Genomic DNA, 25846 nt, shown 5'->3' with positions numbered 1-25846 from the left:
AAAGGTTAATTTTTCGTTAGTCTTCATCGACTAGCGAGCGATACAGCCTTGACCGTCCCATTAAGGCTTGTCTGTGCCAGCTTAGGTTTTAGCTTGGCCCACATATACCCTGGGATCGATTGTCGTGATACCATTTGGCGGTTGAATTAAGGATAGAAGAGAATAATTTCAGTGTCGCATCTCACCCCCTGGCAGCATTACCAAGCCGATCTACAACGTGATGACTTTTCCTATGACCCTGCTCAGGAGCAGGCGGTCAAGGCCCTGCAACGTGTCTATGATGAGTTGCTGGCGGCGCAGCAAAAGCCCTCGGGGATGGCGAAACTATTGGGTTTCCTGGCTAAGCCAGCGCCTCAGGTGCAAGGCTTGTATCTCTGGGGCGGGGTAGGGCGCGGTAAGACCTATCTGATGGACACCTTCTATGATGCCCTGCCGGGCGAGCGTAAGCTCAGGGCGCACTTTCACCGTTTCATGCATCAGATCCATCTGGACCTCGACGGCCTCAAGGGGCAACGAGACCCCCTGTTGGTGATTGCCAAGCGGATGGCCGAGCGTTATCAGGTGATCTGTTTCGACGAGTTCTTCGTCTCCGACATCACAGACGCCATGTTGCTGGGCACCCTGTTTCAGGCGCTATTTGCCGAAGGGGTGGCTCTGGTCGCCACCTCAAACATCATTCCGGACGAGCTCTATCGTAACGGCCTGCAGCGGGCGCGTTTCCTGCCGGCGATTGCGCTGATCAACAAACACTGCCAGGTGCTGAATGTCGACAGCGGTATAGATTATCGTCTGCGCACCCTGGAGCAGGCGGAGATCTATCATTATCCGTTGGATCCTCAGGCCGACAAGAACCTGCTGAGTTACTTCCAGCAGCTTGCGCCTGAGTCGGAAGTTTCCCGCGAGGCCATAGATATCGATGGCCGTGAGATAGGCATACGTCAGCAGGCACAGGGCGTGTTGCTGATCGATTTTCGCGACCTGTGCGACGGCCCCCGTAGTCAGCGCGACTATATGGAGCTGGCCTGTCTCTATCACACCGTATTGCTCAGCGGCGTCGAGCAGATGGGTAGCCAGAGCACGGGGGATGATATCGCCCGTCGTTTTCTGGCCATGGTGGATGAGTTCTACGAGCGCCATGTGAAGCTGATCATCTCGGCCGAGGTAGCACTGGAGGAGATCTATACCCAGGGGCTACTGAGTTTCGAATTCAGACGCTGTCGCTCGCGCCTGACCGAGATGCAATCTCACGATTATCTAGCGCTGGAACACCTACCCTAAGTGCTGCCCTAAGTCCTAGATTAATGCGATAAAGGGCGCTTTTTGCCTTTTCGTCATCAAATCGATGCCAAGCTGAGTAAATCATTTAAATTAGCTGAAAAAATTAGGTGATTTTTAACTCAGCTTTGTCTATAATTCGCGACCTGCCCTCGTTACTCCGCCAAAACGGCGGAAGTTGTAAAGCCTTATTCTTTGCTCGAAGGGGCGGAGAATGGCATTTTTTGTGTTGTTATTTATTAAAAAATAATGGCATTTGAGACAGAATTTAAACATTGGGTTTTTGTAAATGAAGACTACATATACTGCTACACCAGAAACAGTGACGCGCGAATGGTTCGTTGTTGACGCTGAAGGTAAAACTTTAGGTCGTATCGCGACTGAAATCGCTCGTCGTCTACGTGGCAAGCATAAGGCAGAATACACTCCTCACGTTGATACTGGCGATTACATCATCGTTATCAATGCTGAGAAAGTAACTGTAACTGGTAACAAAGCAGCAGCTAAGACTTACTACTCTCATTCTGGTTTCCCAGGTGGTATCAAGCAGATTACTTTCGATAAGCTGCAAGATCATAAGCCAGAAATGATTATCGAGAAAGCAGTAAAAGGTATGTTGCCAAAAGGTCCTCTAGGACGTGCCATGTACCGTAAACTGAAAGTTTACGCTGGCGCAGAGCACAACCACGCTGCACAACAACCACAAGTTCTTGATATCTAATCCGGGAGTAAGCTAATGTCTGCAACTCAGTACTACGGCACTGGCCGTCGCAAAACATCTACTGCTCGCGTATTCGCTAAAGTAGGTAGTGGTAACATCGTCGTGAACCAACGTCCACTTGACGAATATTTTGGTCGTGAGACTGCTCGTATGGTTGTTCGTCAACCTCTAGAGCTAGTTGAAATGACTGAAAAGCTAGACATCTATGTAACTGTTAAGGGCGGTGGTATCACTGGCCAAGCAGGTGCAATCCGTCACGGTATCACTCGTGCCCTGATGGAGCTTGATGAAGCTCTACGTCCATCTCTACGTGCCGCTGGTTTCGTTACCCGTGATGCTCGTAAAGTTGAGCGTAAGAAAGTCGGTCTACGTAAAGCACGTCGTAAGCCACAATTCTCAAAGCGTTAATATTACGCTGCGAAGATTGGAAAAACCCAGCCTTGTGCTGGGTTTTTTTATGGCTGTTTTCTGCTATTTTTAAACCCTAATTGTTCGCTACAGGAAACACACCTAGATGACATTCCAACTCCTGATGCTGGTTTTGGCCATAGTGCTGATTATCGAAGGGATAGGTCCGCTTTTATTTCCGAATCGTTGGCGGGCATATTTGCAAGAAATTTCCAGCCAAAATCAACGGGTTTTACAAAGGTTGGGTGGTGCTTTAGTGACCGCGGGCGTGGTCATATTGATTATTTTTTCATAAATTACTTGCCACTTCCCCCCCAAGATCTGCTAAAATCCCGTTTTAACCACTACCTTGCAGCAAATAATGGGCAAAAACGTTGTAGTTCTCGGCACCCAATGGGGTGACGAAGGAAAGGGTAAGATAGTCGATCTACTTACCGAACAGGCCAAATATGTCGTTCGTTATCAAGGTGGCCACAATGCTGGTCATACACTTGTTATCGATGGTGACAAAACCGTTCTTCATCTTATTCCATCAGGGATCTTACGCGATAATGTAAAATGCATTATCGGTAATGGTGTTGTGCTTGCGCCCGACGCCCTGATGAAAGAGATCAACATGCTTAAAGAGCGTGGCGTCCCTGTAGAGGAGCGTCTGCTTATCTCCGAAGCGTGTCCGTTAATCCTTCCTTTCCATTGTGCCTTAGATATCGCACGTGAAAAAGCACGCGGTAACAAAGCTATTGGTACAACGGGTCGTGGTATCGGTCCTGCTTATGAAGATAAGATCTCTCGTCGCGGTCTTCGTGTTGGCGATCTGTTTAACGCAGAACTGTTCGCCGAGAAACTGAAGGAAGTGATGGCATATCACAACTTCATGTTGACCGAATACTATGGTTGCGAAGCGGTTGATTACGAGACCACGCTAAAAGATGCGTTGGCCATTGCCGACTATCTGAAGAGCATGTGTACCGATGTTACTGAACTGCTGGATCAGGCCCGTAAGAATGGCGACAACATTTTGTTCGAAGGCGCTCAGGGCACGTTACTGGATATCGACCACGGTACTTATCCGTTTGTAACCTCTTCAAACACGACTGCCGGTGGTGTAGCAACAGGTTCAGGTTTCGGTCCACGTCATCTGGACTATGTCTGCGGTATCATCAAGGCATACACCACACGTGTAGGTGCGGGTCCTTTCCCAACTGAACTGCGTGACGAGATCGGCGATCACTTAGGTACTAAGGGTCAAGAGTTCGGTGCGACCACAGGTCGTAAGCGTCGTCCAGGTTGGTTAGATATCGTTGCCATGAAGCGCGCGGTTCAGATCAACAGCATCAGCGGTTTCTGCTTGACTAAGCTCGACGTACTCGACGGCTTGAAAGAAGTGAAGCTATGTGTGGGTTATCAGTACCCAGATGGCAGCATCTCTACCGTAACTCCGCTGGCAGCCGAAGGCTACGAGCAGGTAACACCTGTGCTCGAGACTATGCCTGGTTGGAGCGAAAGCACCTTCGGTGCGACCTCTATCGATCAACTGCCACAGGCAGCGCTCGACTATATCAAGCGAATCGAAGAGTTACTGGAAACGCCAGTCGACATTATCTCAACGGGTCCCGATAGAAACGAGACCATGATTCTAGTGAATCCGTTCAGTTAATCATAAGGGCCGCGTTAAGCGGCCTTTTTATTTTTAGGGCCTAGCCTAGAGTAGCGAAAGCGAACCTGGTTAGATTAAGCCTGGTTAGTAAGCCTAGTTAGAATAAACTTAGCCAAATAGGCTAGATTAGCGATAAGCGCGTAATCACTTTTTAAGCTAACGCCGCAGCGGCCGATAAGATAAGGTATACTGCCTAAGTCTGTCATAAAGATAAGGCGTGAGATCAATCTAGAGACCTTAACTAACGTAACAGTTAATGCAAGAGTTAAGGTAGGAGTTAAGGCAAGAGTGATGACGAGATTAGTATGCGTTATTTTGCTGGCCTGTCTATCGACGCTGGCCCAGGCCCAAACACAAGTACAAGCCGAGGTACAAGCCGTTAAGGCTAGCGATAACAAGCCTGCCGATAAGAAGGCGGAGCTCAAGGCGGTCAACATCTACAGCCAAGAGCAGCTTGTCGAGATGATCCGTGACAAGTCTTACCTGACTCGCGTCAAGGGGGACGACTGTCAGCTGGTGCAAGATATCGAGGCTCGCGCCGAGGTATTGAAGCAGCCGCTGTACCAATATTTATGGGCGGAGATGCTGAACTATGGCATCTGCGTCACGGCCAATCCGCCACGGGGGATCTCCATGCTACGCGACGCCGCAGAGCAGGGGAGCGCCGAGGCCATGGTCAGGATCGCCGAGTATTACCATGACGGTAAGTTCGTGATCCAAGATAAGGAGCGTGCGGTGCAATACACACTGCCCGCTGCCGCCAGTGGCGATCTGCCTGCGCGCATGATGCTGGTCAGATTGTTTGGCGAAGGCTATGGTAGCCCCAGAGACTATGAGATGGGTTACCACTGGCTATACAACGATGTATTTAGTGATGAGGCGACCAAACAGGAAGCCCTGAAATTATTGATGGTGCTGGAAGCGAAAATGCCCGCAAGTGCAGTTGAGAGGGCTAAGCAGGCGCACCTGAGATCCCGGTAAACGCCCTAAGCCCCTTAGCAACAGCAGGAGAGCCTGGGCAAAATTTATGGATAATGAATGATCAAAGATCCGCATTTAAAGCGTGAACAAGAGAAGTACGACAACCCCATTCCTAGTCGTGAGTATATTTTAGATTACTTACGCTCACAGCAATCACCCCTCAATCGCGAGAAAATCGCCCAGGCGCTGAACATCAGCGATGAAGAGCAGCTCGAAGCCTTGCGCCGTCGCCTCAGAGCCATGGAGCGAGACGGCGAGCTGGTCTTTACCCGTGGCCAGGCCTATGGTTTGCCCGAGCGTATGGATCTGCTCAGCGGTACCGTTCTGGGGCACAAGGATGGCTTCGGCTTCCTCAAACTCGATGAGGGCGGCGACGACCTCTTTATCAACAACCGTGACATGCTGATGTATTTTCACGGTGACAAGGTATTGGCGCAGAAGGCTGGCGTCGATCGTAAGGGGCGCCGCGAGGCACGCATCGTCCGTCTGACCCATGAGCGCACCGCGCCTCTGGTGGGGCGTTTCCATCTGGATTCCGGCATGGCCTTTGTCATCGCCGACGACAAGCGTATCACCCAGGAGATCTTGATCCCCGATGACGCTCGCAACGGCGCCCGTCAGGGCGATGTGGTGGTGGTCGAGTTGACACGCCGCCCCGGTCGCTACATGAAGGCGGCGGGCAAGGTCACAGAGGTACTGGGCAAAGAGATGGCGCCGGGCATGGAGATAGAGATTGCCCTGCGCAACTATGATCTGCCCCATACCTGGTCGAGCCTGATCGAGAAGAAGCTGCGTAAGATCCCCGATGAGGTGACCGAAGAGGATAAGCAGGGCAGAGTCGATCTGCGCAGGCTACCTTTGGTTACGATTGATGGTGAAGATGCACGCGACTTCGACGATGCCGTGTACGCCGAGACCAAGAAGAGTGGCGGCTGGCGCCTGTGGGTCGCCATCGCCGACGTGAGTCATTATGTACGCACCGAGTCGGCGCTGGACAAAGAGGCCCGCGCACGCGGTAACTCTGTCTACTTCCCGTCTCAGGTGATCCCTATGTTGCCGGAGAAGCTGTCTAACGGCCTCTGCTCCCTCAACCCAGGGGTCGACCGCCTCTGTATGGTTGCCGAGATGACCATTTCGGCAACGGGTAAGCTGTCGGGTTACAAGTTCTACCCGGCCGTGATGCACTCCCACGCGCGCCTCACTTATACCCAGGTGGCGGATATGCTCGAGGGTGGCGAGGTGAGCGATGAGCTCAAGCCACTCTTCCCGCATTTGCAGACATTGCAGTCGCTCTACCTGACCTTGGACGATACCCGTGCCCAGCGCGGTGCCATCGCCTTTGAGACCACGGAAACCCAGTTTATCTTCAACGCCGATCGTAAGATCGAGCGCATCGAGCCGCGCACCCGTAACCAGGCCCATAAGATCATCGAAGAGTGCATGATCCTGGCCAACGTGGCGGCGGCCAAGTTTGTGAAGAAGCATAAGGGCGAGGTGCTCTACCGGGTGCATGAGGCGCCGTCTGAGCAGAAGCTGACCAACTTCAAGGACTTCCTCAAGGAGCGCGGCCTGTCGATGGGCGGTGGCCTAGAGCCTGAGCCGGCCGACTATCAGGCCTTGATGGAACAGGTGGTCGACAGACCCGATGCCGAGCTGATCCAGGTGATGTTGCTGCGCTCCATGCGTCAGGCAACCTACACCCCGGATAACGAGGGCCACTTCGGCCTGGCACTGGAGGAGTACTCTCACTTTACCTCGCCGATTCGCCGCTACCCGGACCTCATCCTCCATAGGGTGATCCGTTACCTGTTGGCGAAGGAACGTGGTGAGGCCAGCGACAAGTGGACGCTGGATGGCGGTTACCACTACCAGATCGAAGAGCTGGATCTGCTGGGCGAGGAGTGTTCCAACACAGAGCGGCGAGCCGACGAGGCGACCCGCGATGTCAGCGATTGGCTCAAGTGTGAGTTTATGCGTGACCATGTGGGCGATACCTTCGAGGCGGTGATCGCCTCTGTGACTCACTTTGGCATGTTTGTCCGTCTGAGCGATCTTTTCATCGATGGTCTGGTGCATATCTCCACCCTGGGTGGCGACTATTATCACTATGATAATATGCGTCAGCGCCTGGTGGGCGAGGCCTCGGGCCAGGTGTATCAGATAGGCGACCCAGTTACCGTCAAGGTGGCCGCGGTCAACCTGGACGATCGCCAGATCGATCTCATGATGGTGGGCGACGATGGTAAGACGTCGCGCCCCCGCCGCGCCAAGAAGCCACTGACCGCCCGCGAGCGGGTCAACCTCGAGGGTGCCAAGATGGCGCGCAAGGGTAAAGAAGATGACAAGCCGAGCGGTAAGCGCCGCTCCGCCAGACGCAGCGACGCTAAACCTGGGACAAGTAAGCCCGGAGCAGGTAAGTCGGGAGCCGGTAAGGCGGGCGCGAGCAAGTCGAAGGCCGGGGCGAAGAAGTCATCGGCCAAGCCGGGCGCCAAGAAACGTAAGAGCGTGAAGAAGCGCAGCAGTAAGAAATAAGAGACTCAAATTAGATGAAGAAACAAGATTTCACCTTCGGCATCCACGCCGTCGAGGCCTTGCTAAAAAACAGCCCTGAGCGGGTGATCGAGATGTGGGTGTTGCAGGGGCGCGACGATCAGCGTCTGATGCCGCTGATCGCTATGGCCGCCGAATATGGTGTGTCAGTGCAGCAGGCCTCACGCAAGGCGCTGGACGACAAGGCCGGTAGCAGTCAGCACCAAGGCGTGCTGGTACGCGCTAAGCCTGCCAAGCAACTCAATGATAACGATCTGCTGGCGCTACTGGATAAGACAGAGACGCCGTTTCTGTTGATCCTCGATGGCGTAACCGACCCTCACAACCTGGGCGCCTGTCTGCGTAACGCCGACGCCGCCGGGGTACATGGGGTGATTGTGCCGCGCGACAATTCGGTTGGCATCACGCCAACCGTTAGCAAGGTTGCCTGCGGAGCCGCCGAAGTGGTGCCCCTGTTTCAGGTGACTAACCTGGCGCGCACCATGAAGGCCTTGCAAGAGAAGGGCGTGTGGATCGTCGGCGCCGCCGGCGAAGCCGAGCACGACCTCTACAAGGCCGACCTGAAAGGCCCTATCGCCATCGCCATGGGCGCCGAAGACAAGGGCCTACGCCGCCTGACTCGCGAGAGCTGCGACTCGCTGGCGTCTATCCCGATGGCGGGGAGCGTCTCTAGCCTCAACGTCTCTGTAGCCACTGGGATCTGTTTGTTTGAGGCGGTTCGCCAAAGGTTGGGGTGATCGGAAATTCGATCTTTCAATTTTTGAGTTGGCCTAGTGGGTTTCCATAGGTGGTAGGAATGCCGATGAGGTTTAGGCTTCATCGGCATTTTTGTATTTGTCGTTTGATGACGTGGTCGTTTAGTGAGGGGATTGTAGCGTTAACCTTCATTGTTATCTAACGCCTGCCCGGCGGGGGATATTTGCTTGGGGTGGGTTGTGCAGCGTTAACCATCGCTGTTACCAATCGCCTGCCCAGCGGGGGAATGTGTACTTGGGTTGGGTTTTGTAGCGTTAACCTTCGCTGTTATCAATCGCCTGCCCGGCGGGGGATGTGCAAGCACTCTTTTGGCACGCTGTGAATATATCCCTATACGCTTCACGGCGGCGTCCATGCCGCCGAGAGCCAAAAGCGTGCTTACACCCGGTATCTAACGTCTCTTCGATTGAGCAGCATTGGGTTATCCAGTTCTAGGTTCTTTTTATATGTAGGGGTATGAAAGAGTGATTTTATGAGCAGTAAAATTCTATTCAGTATTTAAATACTTATGTAGGATTTGTAATATAGCTGCTTTCGGATGATAAGGCTTCTAGGCTGAAACAGTGGGCAAGGGAATGAACATAGTTGAAATACTAAATTTAGGGTTTGGCGGTTTAGCCTTTTTGCTCGCTTTTATGGCTTATCGACTCCTGTTAAATAAACAAGTAAGAGAAGAGCGTAAGGAGTATTTTAAGGCTATCTATTTTTATATGGCCTTTTCACTGGTGTTAGGAGTACTGGCTTTTACCGCACCACACATACCCAAGCTTTTGGAACATGAACCGAATCCCCTGGTGGAAGCCATGATTACTTCTGCACAAAACCGTTCTCCTCTATCTACTGATTTCGTTGAGTCGCAAATTGAAGAGATGACTAAGGCTCACAATGAAAGATTAAAGTCTTTGTATGAGCAAAGGTCTATTGAACATCAAAAGCTAAGCGCTGCGAGCACTTCGGATACCGAAGTTAGAGAAATAGAGAAGTCTATTCGGAAAACAGATCAACAAATTAGGCAAGAGAACATGGACTTGTCTCATAAAATTAGAGATCTAAAGAGTTTGTTATAGGTGGGAACCAATTCTTCCAATGCCATTCAATTTCGTTTGCATTGTAGCAATTGACGATTCATTCATTTGTTAGTTAAGTTTGAGGAACGCACCTTCCTTAATATCTATCGGCTGCCCGGCGGGGGAAGTGCTTACCCCCGCATCTAAACGTCTCTTCGATTTGGCTTCACTTGGCATTGGCAAATGATGTTGATTAATTTTGAGGAATGCTTTAACTGTATATAGGCCAAATAGTGATGGATTAGCCTCTTCATCAATTGGTTACATCGGTACTTGGAGTGTAAATTAATTATCGGCAGGGATTTATCCGGTAGGTCGGATAATAAGCCACTAGCTGTAGAAAGGAGATCGTTATGCAGTATAAAAACACTCAGCCTGGAATCGCGATGCTTTCAATTATGGGAATTGTAGTATTGGTGCTTGTCTTTGCTTCGGTAACGAAGCCTACCGAACCTATTGGATTTGCGTATTTAATTTTAGGTGTGCTTTCTATTCTTTTTTCATCATTAACCATTAAAGTGGAAGGTGGAGAAGTAAAGTGGTTTTTGGTCCAAAATTTTGGAATAAATCAATAAAAATATCTGAAATCGAGTCGATCAAAAAGACAAGAACGAAATGGTACTATGGGCTTGGAATTCGTTTAATTTCAACTGGATGGTTATATAACGTTTCAGGTCTAACAGCTGTTGAATTAAAACTCAAAGATGGCACAACCGTTAGTTTGGGTACAAACGATCCTGAAAACTTAATAAAGGCTATTGAGCAAAGCAGCTAACAAGCCAAGTCAGCGGGAGTTATCCTTGATATCGAATGATAAAAGCAGCGTTCACCTATTTTGATAGCCTCTTAGGTTTGGCTTCATTGGTTACATTTTAAGATGATTTTTGCCGTAATAGCAGTGCATTTGACAAGGAAGCAATTAATGAGATGGATTCTTACACTCTGGCTTACTCTGATTTTTGTTGGTTGTTCGAATACTAGGATCGATGAACAAGCCAAGATTAGCCTAATTTCTCCAGATACTATTCTTTTTGACGGCTCTATAACACAGCAAAATGTAGCTGTTTTTGAAGAGCTGTTAAACGCTCAATTCCAACAAGTCGCTACAATCGTAATCAAAAGTGTTGGGGGGGATGTTTTGTCAGGTATTTACCTTGGTGAACTCGTTCACTCCCATCAATTGAACGTAATCATTAGAGGAGTATGTGCCTCTTCTTGTGCCAACTATATTGCGACCGCCAGTAGTAATGTCATAGTTGAAGAAGGAGCTGTACTTGGTTGGCATGGTGGTTCGCTGCAATCCTTATATGGAGGGTTTGAGCATGATTGGTTCGATTCGCTTTTTACAGATAAAGAATCTTTTAAGGAATATCTTGCGGAGTGGCAGTTAAAGGAACGAGCCTTCTTTGAGAAAGTTGGTGTGAATCAGTCTTTGACAGTTTTGGGTATGGTGCCTGGACTAAAAGAAAAGCGAAATACGATGCTATATAGCTTTGATAAGCAGACACTAAACTTATTGGGAACGAGTATTAAGTATGTTGGTGAGCAAAACCGATTTGATGTCGAGGGAAATGAGGTTCTTCAGGTGTTTCAGCTATCTCCTCAACAGTTGCAAGTGATGTTGAAAAATCATTCACTACGTTTGGCTCAAGCCAGAGTATATGGAACGAATTGAGAAAAGATAATAATGTCTAAAACAGATTCGCTCCTGATTGATAACCGACTGACACCAGTAAGGTGAAATCGAAGAGACGATAGATATCGGTGTAAACACGTTATTGGCCTTCGAAATCAGGGATGATTTCGTAGAGCCCACAGGGAAGTGCTAGTGGCGTGCCAAAAACGTGTTTGCACATAAAGCCTGCGGCAGGCAATTGATACATCATCAAGCCATGGTTCAAGGCTTCCGAGCAAATATCAAAGTGGCTAGTGGCCACGACTGGCAAGTCAGATTAATTGCCCCATCATTTGGGGGCACTCAAACCTTTATTTGAAGGTGTACAGCAGATTAAAGGTGGTGACGGTATCTGTCTGCTTCGACCCTTCAGGTACCACTTCCGTGTACTTGATGTTCATGCCGATTTTAAACGCCCAGTCCTGGAATAGGGTGTTCTTGTAACTCATGTCCAGGGTGACTGTGTTGTTGGCCTCGCCGGTCTCGGCGGTGAGGTCGGCGTTGAAGCTGGTGTATTCGTGGATCTTCTGCTCGAACTTGGCGGCGGTACGCAGAATGATCTCGCGGTCGGCCTCGGGGTCGGGCACTGACTCACTCACCTGGGGCAGGTTGTATCGATAACCTGGACCGACTTCGAGACTCAGCTTAGTGCTGTCGTCGCTGATGGCGTCAAAACCATAACCGGTCGACACTGTGGAGATGCGGGTATAACTACCGAATCTGTCTTCGGTGAAATCACCGCGGGCGAAGACATAGCCTGAGTAGATCTTGTAGCTCGACTGGAGCTGGACGTCGTATTTCTCCGAGGTGGTCTTTTCCGAGTCGGAGGCGAAGTAAGCCTTGAATACTCCTTCCTGACGAAAGTTGTCTGTGTCGTAGACGAGTTTGGTGCGGCCATTGAAGCTGCTGGACTCTGTGTTACCCGTGTTAATCTGCAGCCCGGCCTCTATCTCGGCAGAGAAGTCGCTGGGGGGTTCCTGATAGTCCGGGGGCACCAATGCCCAGGCGCTGTGGCTGAGGCCGAGTGTGATAAATAAACTTGTTGCTCTTAACATTATTTTTATTTTTTGCACGCGTCTAGAACACAAAAATGACAGCGGACTATCATACCGTTTCACCGGGCAATGGGCAAAGTGAATAACGAAAGATATTGCTTGAGTTTTGAGGTGTGACCATGTACTATTCCGCGGCTTAATTCAGTCACTTTATTTAGTTCCTTGCCTCCATTTGGTCTGACTGAGCCAACAACGAGGCTAGATAACCGTAAGGAGCAAAAAATGCGTCATTATGAAATCGTATTTTTAGTTCACCCTGATCAGAGTGAACAAGTGCCAGGTATGATCGAACGTTACACGGGTATCCTTACCCAAGCTGGCGGTCAAATCCACCGTTTAGAAGACTGGGGCCGTCGTCAACTGGCTTACCCAATCATCGAACTGCATAAAGCTCACTATGTTCTGATGAACGTAGAAGCGACTGCAGAATCGGTTGAAGAGCTAGAAACAGCTTTCCGTTTCAACGACGCTGTTCTTCGTAGCATGGTTATGCGTACCAAGGGTGCCATCACCGAAGCTTCTCCAATGGCTAAAGCGAAAGACGAGCGTGAAGCACGTCGTTCTAGCGAAGAGCGCCCAGCTGTAGAAGCTGAAGCATCTGAAGAAGCCGCTGAAAACGCAGCAGAGTAAGTTTATTTGTGGCCACCAATCACTTGGTGTTATCTGGAACCATAACCCGGTCCAGAAGCTTTAGTAGCCCGGCAGGCATCCCACATTGTGTGATCATGCTGGAACACAAATCGCAGGTTTATGAAGCAGAGATGCTGAGAAACGTATACTGCCAGATGCAAGTGATATTAAGTGGCGAACGCTTTAACAGCATCACAGACAAACTGAAAACCGGTGTGGATATTGAGGTCAAAGGTTTCATCGCCCTCCAGAGAGGACGCAATGGACAAAACCGCCTGGTATTACACGCTGAAAATGTCGAATTGAAAACTTAGGAGACTGTCAAAATGGCACGTTATTTCCGTCGTCGCAAGTTCTGCCGTTTCACTGCAGAAGGCGTTACTGAGATCGATTACAAAGATATCGCTACTCTAAAGAACTACATCACTGAAAGTGGTAAAATTGTTCCTAGCCGTATCACTGGTACAAACGCTAAATACCAACGTCAACTGGCTCGCGCTATCAAGCGTGCTCGTTATCTTTCTCTACTGCCTTACACTGATCTACATCAGTAATAGCGCATCAATTTAGAGGAATTAATAATGAACGTTATTCTACTTGATAAAATCGCTAACCTGGGCAACCTGGGTGACCAAGTGTCAGTTAAAGCTGGTTATGCTCGTAACTTCCTTTTACCTCAAGGTAAAGCGGTAGTTGCTAACGCTGCTAACACTGAAGTATTCGAAGCACGTCGTGCTGAACTAGAAGCTAAGCTAGCTGCTGAACTAGCAACTGCTACAGAGCGCGCTGAGAAGCTGGCTGCTCTTGAAACTGTTGTTATCGCTTCTAAAGCAGGCGACGAAGGCAAGCTGTTCGGTTCAATCGGTAACCGTGACATCGCTGATGCAGTAACTGCTGCTGGCGTTGAACTGGCTAAGAGCGAAGTTCGTCTACCACTAGGTGCTATCCGCGCTACTGGTGAATTCGAAATCGACGTTCAGCTTCACGCTGAAGTTAAGGCTGTTGTTAAGCTTTCTGTTGTTGCAGAAGACTAATACACAGTTTTAAACGATTAAAAGAAACACCGCGCTAATCTGATTAGTGCGGTGTTTTTTTATGCCTGGAATATACCGCTAGCTGCTCTCAAGCCTATTTTGCTTGGTATTATCCTGTGCTAGCTGCGAGGCCATCAGAGTGAGTCGATAGTGACAGTTGCCTGCTACCAGGCTGGTCACGGGTTCATTCGGGCTAAGGTAGAGTTCTTGCGTGCCGATATGGCGAGGTTCATCCGCAGTGCATAGGTAGATGTCACTCACCACCTTAAGCAGGCCCGTTGGGGTGAAGCTTGAGCAAAGCTGGATACTCACTGTTTGATTGCTAAGTTCACTCACGCCTGGCTCGAGAGTGAGGCATTGTGCGATAAGCGGTCGGTCGTCGCATGTGAGGGTTAAGTTGAGGCGGCACTTAGGTGTGTCGCGCTGGCGCTGCAGGGCCTGCATTCTTCGTTGTTGGGCCGCGAGATAAAATCCGCCTAATGGGCTGCTCATCCTATGCCTCGTCCTATGCCTCATCTTGATGTCCATCTTATTAACCTATGCCACTGCCGAGTTAGCGACAAGTAAAAAAATACCCGGCGAGGCCGGGTATTGTCGATAGGGTAAACGCTCTGACTTAAGACTAGTTTCCGACTAGTTTCTGACTAGGTCCAGCTCGCCCATCAGGTTGTCGGCGTGATCCACCTCATCCATCATCCACAGAATGTAGCGGAAATCCACGTGCACGGCGCGGGTGATGGTCGGGTTGAAGAACCAGTCCTTGGTGATCGCCTCATAGGTGGAGTCGAAGTTTAGCCCCACCAGTTCGCCCTTGCCGTTAAACACGGGCGAGCCAGAGTTGCCGCCTGTAGTGTCGACGCTGGAGAGGAAGTTCACCGGCACAGAGCCGAAGCTTTCCGGCTTATCCAGGCAAGAGAAGAGGCGGCATAACCAAGAAGCTGGGTCTTGATAGACAGACTCGACCTTGTGGCTGCCATAGCGCTTGGCCTTGATGGCATCCAGCACCTTTTGAGGTGCATCGAACGGCTCAACGCCCGTGTGCTTGGCGACTATACCTTCCAGGCGGGTGAAGGGCTGCTTGTAGAGGGCATCTTTCGACTGGTAACCATCCACCATGCCGTAGGTGATACGCAGGGTGCCGTTGGCATCTGGGTAGACGGGCCAGTTGTTGGCCTTGTAATAGGCGATAACCGCTTCCATGTAGCCAGGACGTGCCTTAGACAGCTTACCGGCCAGGGTCTTCTTGGCTTGCTCCTGAGCCAGGTTGGTGTCGTACAGGGCCACGGCGATGCGGATGAAAGGATCGGCGCTAGTTTCAAACGCCTTCACATCGGCGTCCATCCAGGCCAGACGCTCATCCTGGTTGGTGAGGCCGGTTAGCGAGTAGAGGCCATCCAGCTTGTCGCTCAGGCTCACCTCAGTATCGTCCGATTTTAGCATGGCATCGAGCTCAGGTACGCGGTTGTCCTGTGCAAGATAGGCGTCGAGATCCTGTAGCCAGAGTGTCTTGTCGACACTGATGGCGAAGCTTGAGTCGATACGCTTGAGGCGCGCCTTGAACATCTTCATGTCGCGCTCTTGGTAGCCCTCTTCACGCTCGGCATCTGGCTTGGTCTTCTCTTTGGCCAGACGGTAGAGGCGGTTGGCCGCAGAGAGCAGATCGCTCGATTGGGCGTTCTCGAAGAAGTAGCGGGTCTGCTGCGCCTGGCGCTGCTCAACTAGCAGAGTCTCTAGCTGATCAAACTTGGCCTGATAGCTCTGGTACTGGGCGTCTGTGGTGAGCCACTTGCGGAAGTCGTCTTCACGACCCTGCTTGATGCCGGCGATGTCGGTGGCCTTGAAGCCGTCGAGCAGACCGTTATATTTCTTCATGCGGTTGGCCATAGAGGCCAGGGTGCCGGCGTACTTGATCTTAACGCCTGCGTCCTGAGCGCCCATGGCTTCTATGGTGTCGATGCGCTGCTGATAACGCTTGGCCAGGGTAGGGTAGAGCCAGTCGCTGGCAAACTTCAGCTCGCTGGTGAGGCGGTAGCGGCTGGTCGAGCCCGGGTAACCGGCCACGAACACACCGTCGCCCGCCTTGACGCCATCGGCGTTGATCTTCAGGTAGCTCTTAGGCTTGAAGGGTACGTTGTCAGGCGAGTAGGCCGCCGGCTTGCCGTCCTTGCCTACATAGGCGCGCAGGAAGGTGAAGTCGCCGGAGTGGCGTGGATATTCGTAGTTGTCGATATCGCCGCCGAATGAGCCGACGCTCTTAGGTGGCGCGTACACCAAGCGCACGTCGCGAATGATCAGCTGCTTGATCAGGTAGTATTCCAGACCGTTGTGGAAGCTGCGCACCGAGCAGCGATAGTTGTCGTCGCTCTCACACTCTTTGATCAGTGCCTTACGGTTGGCCTGGATCTCTTCGTAGCGTTTCAGCGGATCGTCGCTGAGGTTTTTGGTGACCTGCTCGCTTACGTTGGTGACCGCCTCTGTGATGTAGAGACGTTCGTTAGGGCCGGCAGAAGGTTCGTCCGCTTGTTTGCGCGCCAGGAAGCCATCGGCGATGTAGTTGTGCTCTTTCTTGCTGTTGTATTGAATCGCGCGGTAGGCGCAGTGGTGATTCGTCACAACTAACCCTTGGGGGGACACGAAACTGGCGGTACAATACCCCAGTCCGACAACTGCATTCATAGGATATTGGGTCAGATCGGCGAGTTGTTTTGCTGGAATTTGGATACCGCGTTCGCTCAGCTTGTCGGCGATCGAAGGCATTTGATACGGTTGCCATTGCCCTTCATCGGCAATCACTACGCCAGATGACAGCATTAAGGCTGCAACCAATGCTTTGCGCATGTTTATTCCTTAATTATTATGTGTAAGTTTGTAGGACGAACAGGTAAGAGGCCTGTTTCTGCTTGACCCGGGTTTTATATCATATTTTGCCTAATCGTTGGAAATTTGGAGAGTTAATGTCACAGCAAGGTGGATTTCAGGCTAAGAAAAAGCCTAGAGATATACAGATCGACGCATTGAAGATGCCGCCCCATTCGATTGAGGCCGAGCAGTCTGTGCTCGGTGGCTTGATGTTGGATTCAGATGCCTGGGATAAGGTGGCCGAGGCCGTGGTGAAGGATGACTTCTACTCCCGCTCCCACAAGATGATCTTTACCGCCATGGAGGCCCTGGTGGCCGCGGGTCAGCCGATCGATCTGATCACCGTCTCCGAACAGTTGGAGCTGGAAGACAACCTGGAAGATGCCGGTGGTTTCGCCTATTTGGGCGAGATCGCCAAGAACACCCCGAGCGCGGGTAACATTCTCTCCTACGCCGCCATCGTGCGTGAACGCGCCGTGGTGCGCGAGATGATCAAGGTGGCCAACGAGATCGCCGACGCCGGATTTAACCCCGAGGGGCGTAACTCCAGCGAGCTTCTGGATCTGGCCGAGAGCAAGGTATTTAAGATCGCCGAGCAGCGCGCCAACGCCAACGAGGGCCCAGAGGGGATCAAGACCATCCTCGAGAAGACGGTCGATAAGATCGAGGAACTGTATAACAACCCTCACAACGGTGTGACCGGGGTGTCCAGCGGCTTCAACGATCTCGACCGCATGACGGCGGGTTTCCAGTCGGGCGATTTGATCATCGTCGCGGCGCGTCCCTCTATGGGTAAGACCACCTTCGCCATGAACCTGTGTGAACAGGCGGCGCTGCACGAAGACAAGCCAGTGCTCATCTTCAGCTTGGAGATGCCCTCGGAGCAGATCATGATGCGTATGTTGGCCTCTCTGGGCCGGGTGGATCAGACCAAGATACGTACGGGTCAGCTCGACGATGACGATTGGGCGCGCGTCTCCTCCACCATGGGGATCATGCTGGAGCAGGGCAAGATGTATATCGACGATGGCTCGGGCCTGACGCCGACCGAGGTGCGCAGCCGCGCCAGACGTATCGCCCGCGAATATGGCGGCCTGTCGATGATCATGATCGATTACCTTCAGCTGATGCAGGTGCCCGCTCTGTCCGACAACCGTACGCTGGAGATCGCCGAGATCTCCCGCTCGCTCAAGGCGTTGGCGAAAGAACTCGAGATCCCGGTGATCGCCCTGTCGCAGCTCAACCGCTCCCTAGAGCAACGTGCCGACAAGCGCCCGGTAAACTCCGACTTGCGTGAATCTGGTTCTATTGAGCAGGATGCGGATTTGATCATGTTTATTTATCGTGATGAGGTGTATAACGACGACTCCGAAGATAAGGGCACCGCGGAGATCATCATAGGTAAGCAGCGTAACGGCCCCATCGGCCGGGTACGTTTGACCTTCCAGGGCCAGTTCTCCCGTTTCGATAACTACGCCGGTCCGCAGTTCGAAGAAGATTAATCCGACTAAGCTCATAGGGTGAGATTAAACTTGATTTAATTAGCCCTATGGGTCGCTATTTTGCGTTACCCTCATCGAGTCTCGACGCCATTAACATTAAGGTTATTGTTTGAAATCCTTTCCCCGAGCAGAGATCAGCGGCGATGCGCTGAAAGCTAACCTAAAGCGATTACGCCAGCTGGCACCCCAGAGTAAGGTGATGGCCGTGGTGAAGGCCAACGGCTATGGTCATGGCTTATTAAATGTGGCCCACTGCCTGGCCAGCGCCGACGGCTTCGGCCTGGCGCGCCTCGAAGAGGCACTGGAGCTCAGGGCCGGTGGTGTGAGCGCCAAGCTGCTTCTGCTGGAAGGCTTCTTTCGCCCAAGCGACGTGGCGACCCTGGTCGAGCATGATATCGATACCGTGGTGCACCACGAGTCGCAGCTCGAGATGCTGGAGGCCGCCAACCTGGCCAAGCCGGTGACCGTGTGGATGAAGATAGATACCGGCATGCATCGTCTGGGCTTTAATCTGGATCAGTTTGAGGCTATCTATCAGCGTCTGCAGGCCTGTCCCAACGTGGCCAAGCCCATCAATCTGATGACACATTTTGCCTGCGCCGACGAGCCGGATAATCCCGCGACTGCCGAGCAGGCGCGCCGCTTCGAGCTGATGACGGCAGACCTTCCTGGCGATCGCACCCTGGCCAACTCGGCCGCGACCCTCTACTGGCAGGCGACTCAGGCAGACTGGATCCGCCCGGGGATCGCGCTTTATGGCGTTTCGCCTGTGGTCGGCGATCTCGGTCGCAATCATGGCCTGGAGCCCGCCATGGAGCTGGTGTCTCAGCTGATTGCGGTGCGGGATCATAAGGCCGGCGACCCCGTCGGCTATGGCAGCTACTGGTGCGCCAAGCAAGACACCAAGCTAGGCGTGGTGGCCATAGGTTATGGCGATGGTTATCCCCGTAACGCCCCAGAAGGTACACCTGTCTGGGTCAATGGCCGCCTGGTGCCCGTGGTGGGACGTGTCTCCATGGATATGCTGACGGTGGATCTCGGCCTGGATGCCACAGACAAGGTGGGCGATACCGCCGTGCTCTGGGGCAAGGCGCTGCCGGTCGAAGAGGTGGCCGAGCATATCGGCACTATCGCCTATGAGCTGGTGACTAAGCTGACTCCCCGTGTCGCCGTCTGCCTCGAATGATCAGATGACTAAGTTGTTCATGGCGAAATTATTTCTCATGCGGCTAGCTTCTCGGGCTAGCCGTCTGTTATTTACAGGCTTGCTCGCCTTAGGGAGTCAGCAGGCACTGGCCAGCGATGACCTGGCACCTCAGGTTCAGGTGAGCAGCGACGATGGCACCGAGGCCGAGTATGTGGCCGTGCCCTTCATCTTCGCTACCGAGAGCCTGAGTACCTCTGTAGGCGCCGCTGGCGTGGTCAAGCATGCCGGTCAGCGTCAGGCCTCCCTGTTTGCCTTGGGGCTGGGCACCGCCAACGACTCCTGGGTCACCTATCTTGGCGCCAACGACTATCAGCTGCCGGGTGTCGATAGCTGGCTGTTTTCCGGTGAGTATTACCGCGCCCGCTACACAGAAGGGATCTTCTACATCCCCGGACAGGAGGTGGGACGCGCCGCCGATGCGCCTGAGCGGGTGGTGACTCTGGGGGATGAGTCCTTTGCCAGGTTGCACCTTAAATATGTGCTGCCCTGGGGACGAGGCGCCAAGGGCGCGGCCGCCAGTTTGCGCAGCGCACCATTAGGCAACCAGGAATGGAACCCGCTCACCTCAGGGGTGAGCAGCATAGAACTGACCCCTTTTTATACCGAGCAACGCCTAGAGGGATATGAGTCGCTGCCACAATCGGCGCGGGGGCTTGAGCTTGAGCTTGCCTGGGACAACCGCGACGATCGCGAGAACAGTAAGCAGGGCGGGCGCACCAGCCTGACCCTGACCCGCGACTGGGGCAGTAGCCAGCGTCAGAGCTGGACCACCTGGGAGTTTGAGCAGAGCCTCTATCTGTCCCTAGGGCAATCTGGCTGGTTCGACAGCCGAGTATTGGCCTTTAACTTTTATCTCGCCGACACCCCTACCTGGAACGACTTTGACCCAAACAGTCAGACCAACGGGCGTCCGCCTGGATTTGCCGGGGTGGGCCTGGGGGGCTTTAAGCGCCTGCGTGGTTACAGCGGCGATCAGTTCACCGGCCGCAGCGCCTTGCTCTATGCGGCCGAATATCGGCTAGAGCCCAAGTGGCAGCCATTGCAGAGCCTGCCCGTGTTTCGCTGGTTCGATATTCCCTGGTGGCAGTGGACGGCATTTGTCGAGGCGGGCAAGGTGAGTGACGAGTTTGCCTTAGATAGCCTGCACAGCCAGATGAAAACCAGTTTCGGCGCCGGTATCCGCTTCGAGGTGGAAGGCGTGGTGGTACGTACGGATCTTGCCATCGGCGAGGAGGAAAGCCAGTTCTGGGTCATGGTGAACCAGCCTTTCTAGTCATTACTTGAGTATTGCTGGGCTGGTTAGCCCTCGAAGCAGATCTCTATGTAGGCGGTGCCGTAGATGCTGCTAAAGGGCATGATGATCTTCTGCCCGTCCGACTTGTGGGCTATGGTGTGGTTCTTACCCGATACCACTATGGGGGTCGCCATATCGAACTCGTAGCCTTTATCGCTTAGGAGATTCTTGGCGCCGCCGGTCACCATGTTGGTCAGCTCACCCACCAGATCCGTCACCTCTTCGTCTATGCTCTCCGGCTTCTCTCCCAACATCTTATTCATGATCTCTAAGATCAAGGTTTCTTCGAAGGTGATGGATAGCGAGCCCTTGGTCTGAGGGCCGACCATGCCGATCAGGCCTGACACATCGCCCTTGGCCAGGTTATCTTTCTTCAGGTTAGGTTTGCCGGGTTTGAGCTCCATGTTGGCCATGGTCTTGAGCACATTGAGCAGGGAATCGAGAAAAGGATTGATAAAGTCTACATTCATCGCAGGTGCAGCCCCTTCTGGTGATAACAGATTGCAGCATATCGGACTTTAAGCTTAGGTGATAAATGGACTTAAAGCCTGCTGGCACTTTAACACCATAACATAAAGCTCTGGCACGGCGACAAATCTTTTATATCTAACTTACTAATGATAAAGATATTTGTGAGCTGTTGTTTGTTTTAGCCGCCCAAGGCGTATAAGGATGGCGGCTAAGGCTTGCTCAATTCATCCATTTCGCGCTAGCCTCGACAGCATTAACGCCCGCTAATGTTAGGAGCCGCCATGTCAATGCTTTCCACACACTATACCCATGTACAATTCAACGCCCCAGGTGGGCCCGAGGTGCTGGAGCTGGCGCAGAGTCCCTTGCCTGCCATAGCGCCGGATCAGCTGCTGATCAAGGTGGAATATGCCGGGGTGAATGGCCCGGATGTCGCCCAGCGCCGCGGCCTCTATCCACCGCCAACCGGTGCTAGCGAGATCTTGGGGTTGGAGGTGTCTGGCACAGTGGTGGCCAAGGGCGAGCAGGTGACCGGCTGGCAGTTGGGGGACAGGGTGTGCGCCCTGGTACCCGGCGGTGGCTATGGCGAGTATGTGGCGACCTGGGGCGTGCACTGCCTGCCTATTCCCACAGGAGTGACCATGGCCCAGGCGGCGGCGCTGCCCGAGACCTTCTTCACCGTGTGGGGACACATGTTCATGCGCGGCGGCCTTAAGGCAGGTGAGACAGTGCTTATTCATGGCGGCTCGGGCGGTATCGGCTCGGCGGCGGTAACCTTAGCGAAACAATTCGCTGTTAAGGTGCTGGTCACCTGCGGCAGTCAGGAGAAGATTGACTACTGCCTCGCCCTGGGGGCCGACCACGGCTTTAACTACCACGACGAGGATCTGCTGGCTCAGATAAAGGCGGTGGCGCCTCAAGGGGTGGACCTGGTACTGGATATGGCCTCGGGTGACCTTATCGACCTCAACCTCAAGGCGCTGGCGATCGAGGGCCGCCTGGTCACCATAGCCCTGCAACGGGGCAGGCGTGCCGAGGTGGATGTGGCGCTCTTGATGGCTAAGCGTATCTGCTGGACAGGGGCGACCCTGAGGCCGCAATCGGTGGCGGCCAAGCAGGCGATCGCCGATGGCCTGCGTCAGCAGGTGTGGCCTAAGTTCGACACCCAGGAGGGCAGCAGCCTGGTGCCTCACCTGTTCGCCGAGTTTGCGCTGGGTGATGCGGCCAAGGCCCACGCCCTGATGGAGTCGGGGCAACACAGAGGAAAGCTGGTGCTCAAGGTAGCGAAAGACTAGCCGTCAACTGGTGTGACAAGCCGCGCGCTCATGGGGGCTGAGCGGTCTGTTAACTTTGGTATAAAGTAGGTTAGAAAAAACTTGAATAACTGATTTGATCGGCTAAATTCGTTACTAGTATCTACCGAGTGAACATTTTGATAGCAATTAAATAAAATAGATCCATTTGGCTATTGATTTCTGGCGGTATTTATTAAAAATGTGTGGGCTATTGTCCAGAGGCGTTTGTGGCGATGGCAGTGACTAAGCTAACTGTTGTCAGCTTTATAATTTTATATTGGTATGTGTTGATTTAAGGGTATTAGCATATATGTATGACACGTCTAAAGAACCTGTTTGGTATGGTGAACTTCGTACGGCTCGAGGTAATACTATCCTCATTCACGACAAAGAGTTTCCCGAAGCCACGGCGGGACGAGTTTATCTCTATAACACGGTAAGAGATGCCGTGATTGAATATGCCGAGGACATCGTTAAGGTGAACCTGCATGACCTTACGGAAGAGGAACTTAAGGCCGCTAAAGCTGAATATGACGCGAACTGGTTAGCGACCCGAGCCGCCTTCATGCAGCAGCATGCCGGTTGGGTTGAGGCGATTCATGCTAAACCTGCACCAGCGCCTAAGAAGGTGAAGGTGGATGCCGAAGAAGGCGCCAGCGATGACGACGATGACGATGTCGAACTCGAAGTCGATAGCCTGGACGACGGCTATGATGATTGGTCTGACGATGACGACCGCAACTAGGCAACCTGCCAGGACTCCTGCTTAGTTCGCCGCCATCCTTAGGTAAGAGGTTCCGGTCCCTCTGGAACCCCTACCTAAATCATTTTACTTCTCTTATCTCTCTTCCCGTTAGCATCTCATTTGATGAGATCGAACTGATAGCGACTCATGTGGTGATACACCTCGCCCGGCATCAGCCAAGGCGTGCCCGGTAAGTGTGCCTGATTGGGGGCATCGGGCAGTTGCTGAGGTTCGACACATACCGCCTGATATGAGGCCAGTCTTTGTCCTTGTTTGCCAAGGGTGCCCTCGAGGAAGTTACTGCCGTAGATCTGCACACCTGGCTGATTGGTGTAGAGGGTCATGCGTCTGCCTGAGGCCGGGGCGCTGACAGTGCCGAAGCGGCTCAGGGCCTTGCCGTCATGGTTGGGCGTCAGGTAGCAGTGATCTATGCCCCTTGTCGGCTCGGTTTCCAGCGCCGTCTTCAGGCTCGCGAGGGACTGTCCCTGGCTGAGATCCAGCGGCGTACCGGCTACCCGAGTCACATCGGTTGGGATCCCCTGCTCATCGGTGGTGAGGTAATGCTGGCTGTCGCTCTGGATAATATGCCCCAGGCTGCTGCGCTCGCTCGCACCTTCCAGGTTGAAGTAGCTGTGCTGGGTCAGGCTGATGGGGCAGGGTTTATCTGTGCTGGCGAGGATCTCCACATAGAGGTTATTGCCCACCAGGCGGTAGTCGAGCTGGATATTGGCGTTACCGGGAAAGCCCATGTCGCCATCCGGGCTGAACAGGCTTAGGCGCACGCCATCGCTGAGTTGGCCGATATGCCACTGCTTACGATTGAATCCCTCGCGGCCACCGTGCAGGCAGTTGTCCTGATGGTTGTTATCCAGACTGAATTCTTGACCGTCCCGGCTCAGGCGGGCACCGGCGATGCGGTTGGCGTAGCGTCCGGCGATGGCGCCCAGGTGGGCGTCTTGGGTCAGATAATCCTGGGCGCTGTCGCAGCCCAGCACGATATTGCCACGCTCGCCCTGGTTATCCGGCGCCCAGAGGGAGCGGATAATGCCGCCGAGGCTGAGCACCTCGATGGCCAGGGTGCCGTTGTCTATGATGATGCGTTCAATCTGGCCACCACGGGGATCGTTCCAGGCATCGAGCGGGCGAAAACGTACCATGATAATCTTTTCCTTAAGCGATTAAAGTTGGGATCCTATTGTATTATCTCGCCCCTGGACGAGGGCATGAATACGTATTCTAAACAGCGATTTACGCTCGATGACCCGCGATTAGTAGAGCTCCTCGTCCAACCTTGAGGCGCCCTGGCTGGCCGAGCAGAGATAGACGCTGGCTTCCAGGCCCGTTGCCGCCTGATATTGGCGCTCGACCGCCTCGACCACGGCGTCGGTAAGGTCGTGATCCACCAGCGCCACGACGCAGCCGCCGAAGCCGCCACCCGTCATGCGTACGCCGCCGCGATCGCCGACCACGGCGTCGATGATCTCGACCAGCTTGTCTATCTCGGGCACGGTGATCTCGAAGTCGTCACGCATCGATTGGTGTGACTGGGCCATGAGCTCGCTTAGCTTGGCTATGTTACCCGCCTCAAGGGCGTGGGCGGCGTTCTGGGTGCGGCGGTTTTCGCTCAGCACATGGCGCGCCCGGCGGTAACAGACCTCGGGTAGATCATCCTTTGCCCCTTCCAGGGTACGCAGCTCAAGATGACGCAGGCTCTCGACGCCGAAATGCTCGGCGACCTGCTCGCATTGTTCACGGCGCAGGTTATATTCGCTGTCCACCAGACCGCGGGGGACGTTGGAGTTGACTATGATCAGGCTCAGGCTTTCCGGGATAGGCACAGGCTCGCAGTCGAGATCTTCACAGTCGATCAGCAGGGCATGCTCCTCTTGGGCCATGGCGCTGATCATCTGATCCATGATGCCGCAGGCACAGCCGACATATTGGTTTTCGCCGCGCTGGGCCATCTGGGCCACGGCCAGCGGCGATAGCCTGAGCTGGCTGCAATCGTTGAGCGCGGTGCCGAAGGCGATCTCTAGCGCCGCAGACGAGGAAAGCCCAGCCCCTAGGGGGACGCTACCGACGACCGCCAGATCCATCCCCTTGGCGGGCAGGCCGCTGGCTGATACCGCCGCGGTAAAGCCCTTGAGGTAATTGATCCAACTGTCGTTGGGATCCATCTCACCCTCCTGACCGAAGTGCCAGGTGTAGATCTTGCCGGGAAAGGCGTCGGATACGGCGCGGAACTTGTCGTCGTCGCGTTGTTTCACTGCTATAACGGTTCTAAAGTTGATGGCGGCGGGGAGGACGAACCCATCGTTGTAATCTGTATGTTCGCCGATCAGGTTAACCCGGCCCGGCGCCTGATACAGGTCATCGGCCGTGGTACCAAAGGTCTGCACAAAAAGTTTATTGGCGCGCTGTGCGGTATTCGACATTGGTGTTGAACTTCTCAGAAAAAGTTAGCGTTCTCTGCCCCTGTGGGCAGTCTTATTCATGGTGGTAACAACCATGAGTCATCCTTGTCATTTTTATATCACGTCTCAGTCATTGATGTAACTGAGATTTGTCAGCTGGGATCGGGAAAATATCGCCGACAGGCTCTAGTGTTAACCTGATGTTTTATCTTGGCCAGTTCCCGAGCCATCATGGGCTCGGCTGAGGTCT

The 25846-nt window shown here is 53.2% G+C and carries 27 protein-coding genes; 21 read left to right on the top strand and 6 right to left on the bottom strand.

Annotated elements, in window-relative coordinates; genetic code table 11:
• Positions 1-171 precede the first annotated feature (171 nt).
• From zapE to K0H81_RS17100, 12 genes are all read left to right on the top strand, one after another.
• Entirely contained in the window at positions 172-1278 is a 1107-nt protein-coding gene (gene zapE, locus K0H81_RS17150; protein WP_011867091.1) for a cell division protein ZapE, read from the top strand.
• Positions 1279-1564: 286 nt separating this feature from the next.
• Positions 1565-1996, top strand: coding sequence for a 50S ribosomal protein L13 (gene rplM / locus K0H81_RS17145; protein WP_011867090.1), 432 nt, complete (start codon positions 1565-1567; stop codon positions 1994-1996).
• 15 nt (positions 1997-2011) lie between these two features.
• Positions 2012-2404: a 30S ribosomal protein S9 gene (gene rpsI, locus K0H81_RS17140; RefSeq protein ID WP_011867089.1), complete on the top strand. Its 393-nt coding sequence runs from the start codon at positions 2012-2014 to the stop codon at positions 2402-2404.
• 106 nt (positions 2405-2510) lie between these two features.
• Complete coding sequence (locus tag K0H81_RS17135; RefSeq protein WP_011867088.1) at positions 2511-2699, top strand: DUF2065 domain-containing protein; 189 nt, start codon at positions 2511-2513, stop codon at positions 2697-2699.
• A gap of 66 nt (positions 2700-2765) precedes the next feature.
• Positions 2766-4061: an adenylosuccinate synthase gene (locus K0H81_RS17130; RefSeq protein WP_011867087.1), complete on the top strand. Its 1296-nt coding sequence runs from the start codon at positions 2766-2768 to the stop codon at positions 4059-4061.
• Positions 4062-4352: 291 nt separating this feature from the next.
• Positions 4353-5042: a tetratricopeptide repeat protein gene (locus K0H81_RS17125; RefSeq protein ID WP_186300623.1), complete on the top strand. Its 690-nt coding sequence runs from the start codon at positions 4353-4355 to the stop codon at positions 5040-5042.
• Between the two features lie 57 nt (positions 5043-5099).
• Entirely contained in the window at positions 5100-7574 is a 2475-nt protein-coding gene (gene rnr / locus K0H81_RS17120) for a ribonuclease R (RefSeq protein ID WP_220059114.1), read from the top strand.
• A 14-nt stretch (positions 7575-7588) separates the two neighbouring features.
• Positions 7589-8329 carry a 23S rRNA (guanosine(2251)-2'-O)-methyltransferase RlmB gene (rlmB, locus tag K0H81_RS17115; protein ID WP_220059113.1) on the top strand — a complete coding sequence of 247 codons (741 nt, stop codon included), beginning with the start codon at positions 7589-7591 and terminating at the stop codon, positions 8327-8329.
• A 594-nt stretch (positions 8330-8923) separates the two neighbouring features.
• Positions 8924-9415, top strand: coding sequence for a hypothetical protein (locus K0H81_RS17110; RefSeq protein ID WP_220059112.1), 492 nt, complete (start codon positions 8924-8926; stop codon positions 9413-9415).
• Positions 9416-9768: 353 nt separating this feature from the next.
• Entirely contained in the window at positions 9769-9990 is a 222-nt protein-coding gene (locus tag K0H81_RS20290; protein WP_258406325.1) for a hypothetical protein, read from the top strand.
• Entirely contained in the window at positions 9954-10190 is a 237-nt protein-coding gene (locus tag K0H81_RS20285) for a hypothetical protein (protein ID WP_258406324.1), read from the top strand. Before K0H81_RS20290 ends, K0H81_RS20285 begins: the two co-directional genes overlap by 37 nt.
• 147 nt (positions 10191-10337) lie before the next feature.
• Positions 10338-11090 carry a Clp protease/crotonase-like domain-containing protein gene (locus K0H81_RS17100; protein ID WP_220059111.1) on the top strand — a complete coding sequence of 251 codons (753 nt, stop codon included), beginning with the start codon at positions 10338-10340 and terminating at the stop codon, positions 11088-11090.
• 311 nt (positions 11091-11401) lie between these two features.
• Here the strand turns inward: K0H81_RS17100 and K0H81_RS17095 are convergent, their stop codons facing one another.
• Entirely contained in the window at positions 11402-12145 is a 744-nt protein-coding gene (locus K0H81_RS17095) for a DUF481 domain-containing protein (RefSeq protein WP_144202724.1), read from the bottom strand.
• 222 nt (positions 12146-12367) lie between these two features.
• Between K0H81_RS17095 and rpsF the strand changes: the two genes are divergently transcribed.
• Genes rpsF through rplI form a run of 4 tightly spaced genes read left to right on the top strand, consistent with a single transcriptional unit; the run spans position 12368 to position 13809 of the window.
• Positions 12368-12775: a 30S ribosomal protein S6 gene (gene rpsF / locus K0H81_RS17090; protein WP_144202726.1), complete on the top strand. Its 408-nt coding sequence runs from the start codon at positions 12368-12370 to the stop codon at positions 12773-12775.
• 8 nt (positions 12776-12783) lie between these two features.
• Positions 12784-13089 (top strand): primosomal replication protein N, encoded by a 306-nt coding sequence (gene priB, locus K0H81_RS17085; protein WP_144202728.1) that lies wholly within the window; start codon positions 12784-12786, stop codon positions 13087-13089.
• Positions 13090-13101: 12 nt separating this feature from the next.
• Complete coding sequence (rpsR, locus tag K0H81_RS17080) at positions 13102-13329, top strand: 30S ribosomal protein S18 (protein ID WP_011867078.1); 228 nt, start codon at positions 13102-13104, stop codon at positions 13327-13329.
• Between the two features lie 27 nt (positions 13330-13356).
• The gene (gene rplI / locus K0H81_RS17075; RefSeq protein ID WP_144202729.1) at positions 13357-13809 is read left to right on the top strand and encodes a 50S ribosomal protein L9; all 453 of its coding nucleotides are present in this window, start codon (positions 13357-13359) and stop codon (positions 13807-13809) included.
• 78 nt (positions 13810-13887) lie between these two features.
• On the opposite strand, the gene K0H81_RS17070 is transcribed toward rplI, so the two are convergent.
• Positions 13888-14301, bottom strand: a complete 414-nt coding sequence (locus K0H81_RS17070) for a hypothetical protein (protein ID WP_220059110.1) — start codon at positions 14299-14301, stop codon at positions 13888-13890.
• Positions 14302-14442: 141 nt separating this feature from the next.
• Positions 14443-16647 carry a S46 family peptidase gene (locus tag K0H81_RS17065; protein ID WP_220059109.1) on the bottom strand — a complete coding sequence of 735 codons (2205 nt, stop codon included), beginning with the start codon at positions 16645-16647 and terminating at the stop codon, positions 14443-14445.
• Between the two features lie 116 nt (positions 16648-16763).
• Between K0H81_RS17065 and dnaB the strand changes: the two genes are divergently transcribed.
• The 3 genes from dnaB (at position 16764) to K0H81_RS17050 (ending at position 20650) form a co-directional block, all read left to right on the top strand.
• Complete coding sequence (dnaB, locus tag K0H81_RS17060) at positions 16764-18170, top strand: replicative DNA helicase (RefSeq protein WP_011867074.1); 1407 nt, start codon at positions 16764-16766, stop codon at positions 18168-18170.
• 109 nt (positions 18171-18279) lie between these two features.
• Entirely contained in the window at positions 18280-19356 is a 1077-nt protein-coding gene (gene alr, locus K0H81_RS17055) for an alanine racemase (RefSeq protein WP_220059108.1), read from the top strand.
• A 4-nt stretch (positions 19357-19360) separates the two neighbouring features.
• On the top strand, positions 19361-20650 hold the full coding sequence (locus K0H81_RS17050; protein ID WP_220059107.1) for a BamA/TamA family outer membrane protein: 1290 nt from the start codon (positions 19361-19363) through the stop codon (positions 20648-20650).
• 26 nt (positions 20651-20676) lie between these two features.
• Here the strand turns inward: K0H81_RS17050 and K0H81_RS17045 are convergent, their stop codons facing one another.
• A complete protein-coding gene (locus K0H81_RS17045) occupies positions 20677-21141 on the bottom strand; it encodes a chemotaxis protein CheX (RefSeq protein ID WP_011867071.1) in 465 nt (154 codons plus the stop codon).
• Positions 21142-21423: 282 nt separating this feature from the next.
• On the opposite strand from K0H81_RS17045, the gene K0H81_RS17040 reads away from it, so the two are divergent.
• Positions 21424-22437: an NAD(P)H-quinone oxidoreductase gene (locus K0H81_RS17040; protein ID WP_220059106.1), complete on the top strand. Its 1014-nt coding sequence runs from the start codon at positions 21424-21426 to the stop codon at positions 22435-22437.
• Between the two features lie 310 nt (positions 22438-22747).
• Positions 22748-23182: a hypothetical protein gene (locus K0H81_RS17035; protein ID WP_011867069.1), complete on the top strand. Its 435-nt coding sequence runs from the start codon at positions 22748-22750 to the stop codon at positions 23180-23182.
• A gap of 116 nt (positions 23183-23298) precedes the next feature.
• Here the strand turns inward: K0H81_RS17035 and K0H81_RS17030 are convergent, their stop codons facing one another.
• Together K0H81_RS17030 and galK are read right to left on the bottom strand one after the other, a co-directional pair.
• Complete coding sequence (locus tag K0H81_RS17030; protein ID WP_220059105.1) at positions 23299-24339, bottom strand: aldose epimerase family protein; 1041 nt, start codon at positions 24337-24339, stop codon at positions 23299-23301.
• 111 nt (positions 24340-24450) lie between these two features.
• A complete protein-coding gene (galK, locus tag K0H81_RS17025) occupies positions 24451-25617 on the bottom strand; it encodes a galactokinase (protein WP_220059104.1) in 1167 nt (388 codons plus the stop codon).
• Between the last annotated feature and the right edge of the window lie 229 nt (positions 25618-25846).

Source organism: Shewanella halotolerans, from assembly GCF_019457535.1.
Taxonomy (GTDB): Bacteria; Pseudomonadota; Gammaproteobacteria; order Enterobacterales; family Shewanellaceae; genus Shewanella; species Shewanella halotolerans.
This window is presented reverse-complemented; position numbering and strand designations above follow the sequence as displayed.

Coding starts and splice junctions, on each gene's coding strand:
- rplM (WP_011867090.1), top strand. CDS start 1,565: ATGAAGACTACATATACTGCTACACCAGAAACAGTGACGCGCGAATGG.
- rpsI (WP_011867089.1), top strand. CDS start 2,012: ATGTCTGCAACTCAGTACTACGGCACTGGCCGTCGCAAAACATCTACT.
- K0H81_RS17135 (WP_011867088.1), top strand. CDS start 2,511: ATGACATTCCAACTCCTGATGCTGGTTTTGGCCATAGTGCTGATTATC.
- K0H81_RS17130 (WP_011867087.1), top strand. CDS start 2,766: ATGGGCAAAAACGTTGTAGTTCTCGGCACCCAATGGGGTGACGAAGGA.
- K0H81_RS17125 (WP_186300623.1), top strand. CDS start 4,353: ATGACGAGATTAGTATGCGTTATTTTGCTGGCCTGTCTATCGACGCTG.
- rnr (WP_220059114.1), top strand. CDS start 5,100: ATGATCAAAGATCCGCATTTAAAGCGTGAACAAGAGAAGTACGACAAC.
- rlmB (WP_220059113.1), top strand. CDS start 7,589: ATGAAGAAACAAGATTTCACCTTCGGCATCCACGCCGTCGAGGCCTTG.
- K0H81_RS17110 (WP_220059112.1), top strand. CDS start 8,924: ATGAACATAGTTGAAATACTAAATTTAGGGTTTGGCGGTTTAGCCTTT.
- K0H81_RS20290 (WP_258406325.1), top strand. CDS start 9,769: ATGCAGTATAAAAACACTCAGCCTGGAATCGCGATGCTTTCAATTATG.
- K0H81_RS17100 (WP_220059111.1), top strand. CDS start 10,338: ATGAGATGGATTCTTACACTCTGGCTTACTCTGATTTTTGTTGGTTGT.
- K0H81_RS17095 (WP_144202724.1), bottom strand. CDS start 12,145: ATGTTAAGAGCAACAAGTTTATTTATCACACTCGGCCTCAGCCACAGC.
- rpsF (WP_144202726.1), top strand. CDS start 12,368: ATGCGTCATTATGAAATCGTATTTTTAGTTCACCCTGATCAGAGTGAA.
- rpsR (WP_011867078.1), top strand. CDS start 13,102: ATGGCACGTTATTTCCGTCGTCGCAAGTTCTGCCGTTTCACTGCAGAA.
- rplI (WP_144202729.1), top strand. CDS start 13,357: ATGAACGTTATTCTACTTGATAAAATCGCTAACCTGGGCAACCTGGGT.
- K0H81_RS17070 (WP_220059110.1), bottom strand. CDS start 14,301: ATGAGCAGCCCATTAGGCGGATTTTATCTCGCGGCCCAACAACGAAGA.
- K0H81_RS17065 (WP_220059109.1), bottom strand. CDS start 16,647: ATGCGCAAAGCATTGGTTGCAGCCTTAATGCTGTCATCTGGCGTAGTG.
- dnaB (WP_011867074.1), top strand. CDS start 16,764: ATGTCACAGCAAGGTGGATTTCAGGCTAAGAAAAAGCCTAGAGATATA.
- K0H81_RS17050 (WP_220059107.1), top strand. CDS start 19,361: ATGACTAAGTTGTTCATGGCGAAATTATTTCTCATGCGGCTAGCTTCT.
- K0H81_RS17045 (WP_011867071.1), bottom strand. CDS start 21,141: ATGAATGTAGACTTTATCAATCCTTTTCTCGATTCCCTGCTCAATGTG.
- K0H81_RS17040 (WP_220059106.1), top strand. CDS start 21,424: ATGTCAATGCTTTCCACACACTATACCCATGTACAATTCAACGCCCCA.
- K0H81_RS17035 (WP_011867069.1), top strand. CDS start 22,748: ATGTATGACACGTCTAAAGAACCTGTTTGGTATGGTGAACTTCGTACG.
- K0H81_RS17030 (WP_220059105.1), bottom strand. CDS start 24,339: ATGGTACGTTTTCGCCCGCTCGATGCCTGGAACGATCCCCGTGGTGGC.
- galK (WP_220059104.1), bottom strand. CDS start 25,617: ATGTCGAATACCGCACAGCGCGCCAATAAACTTTTTGTGCAGACCTTT.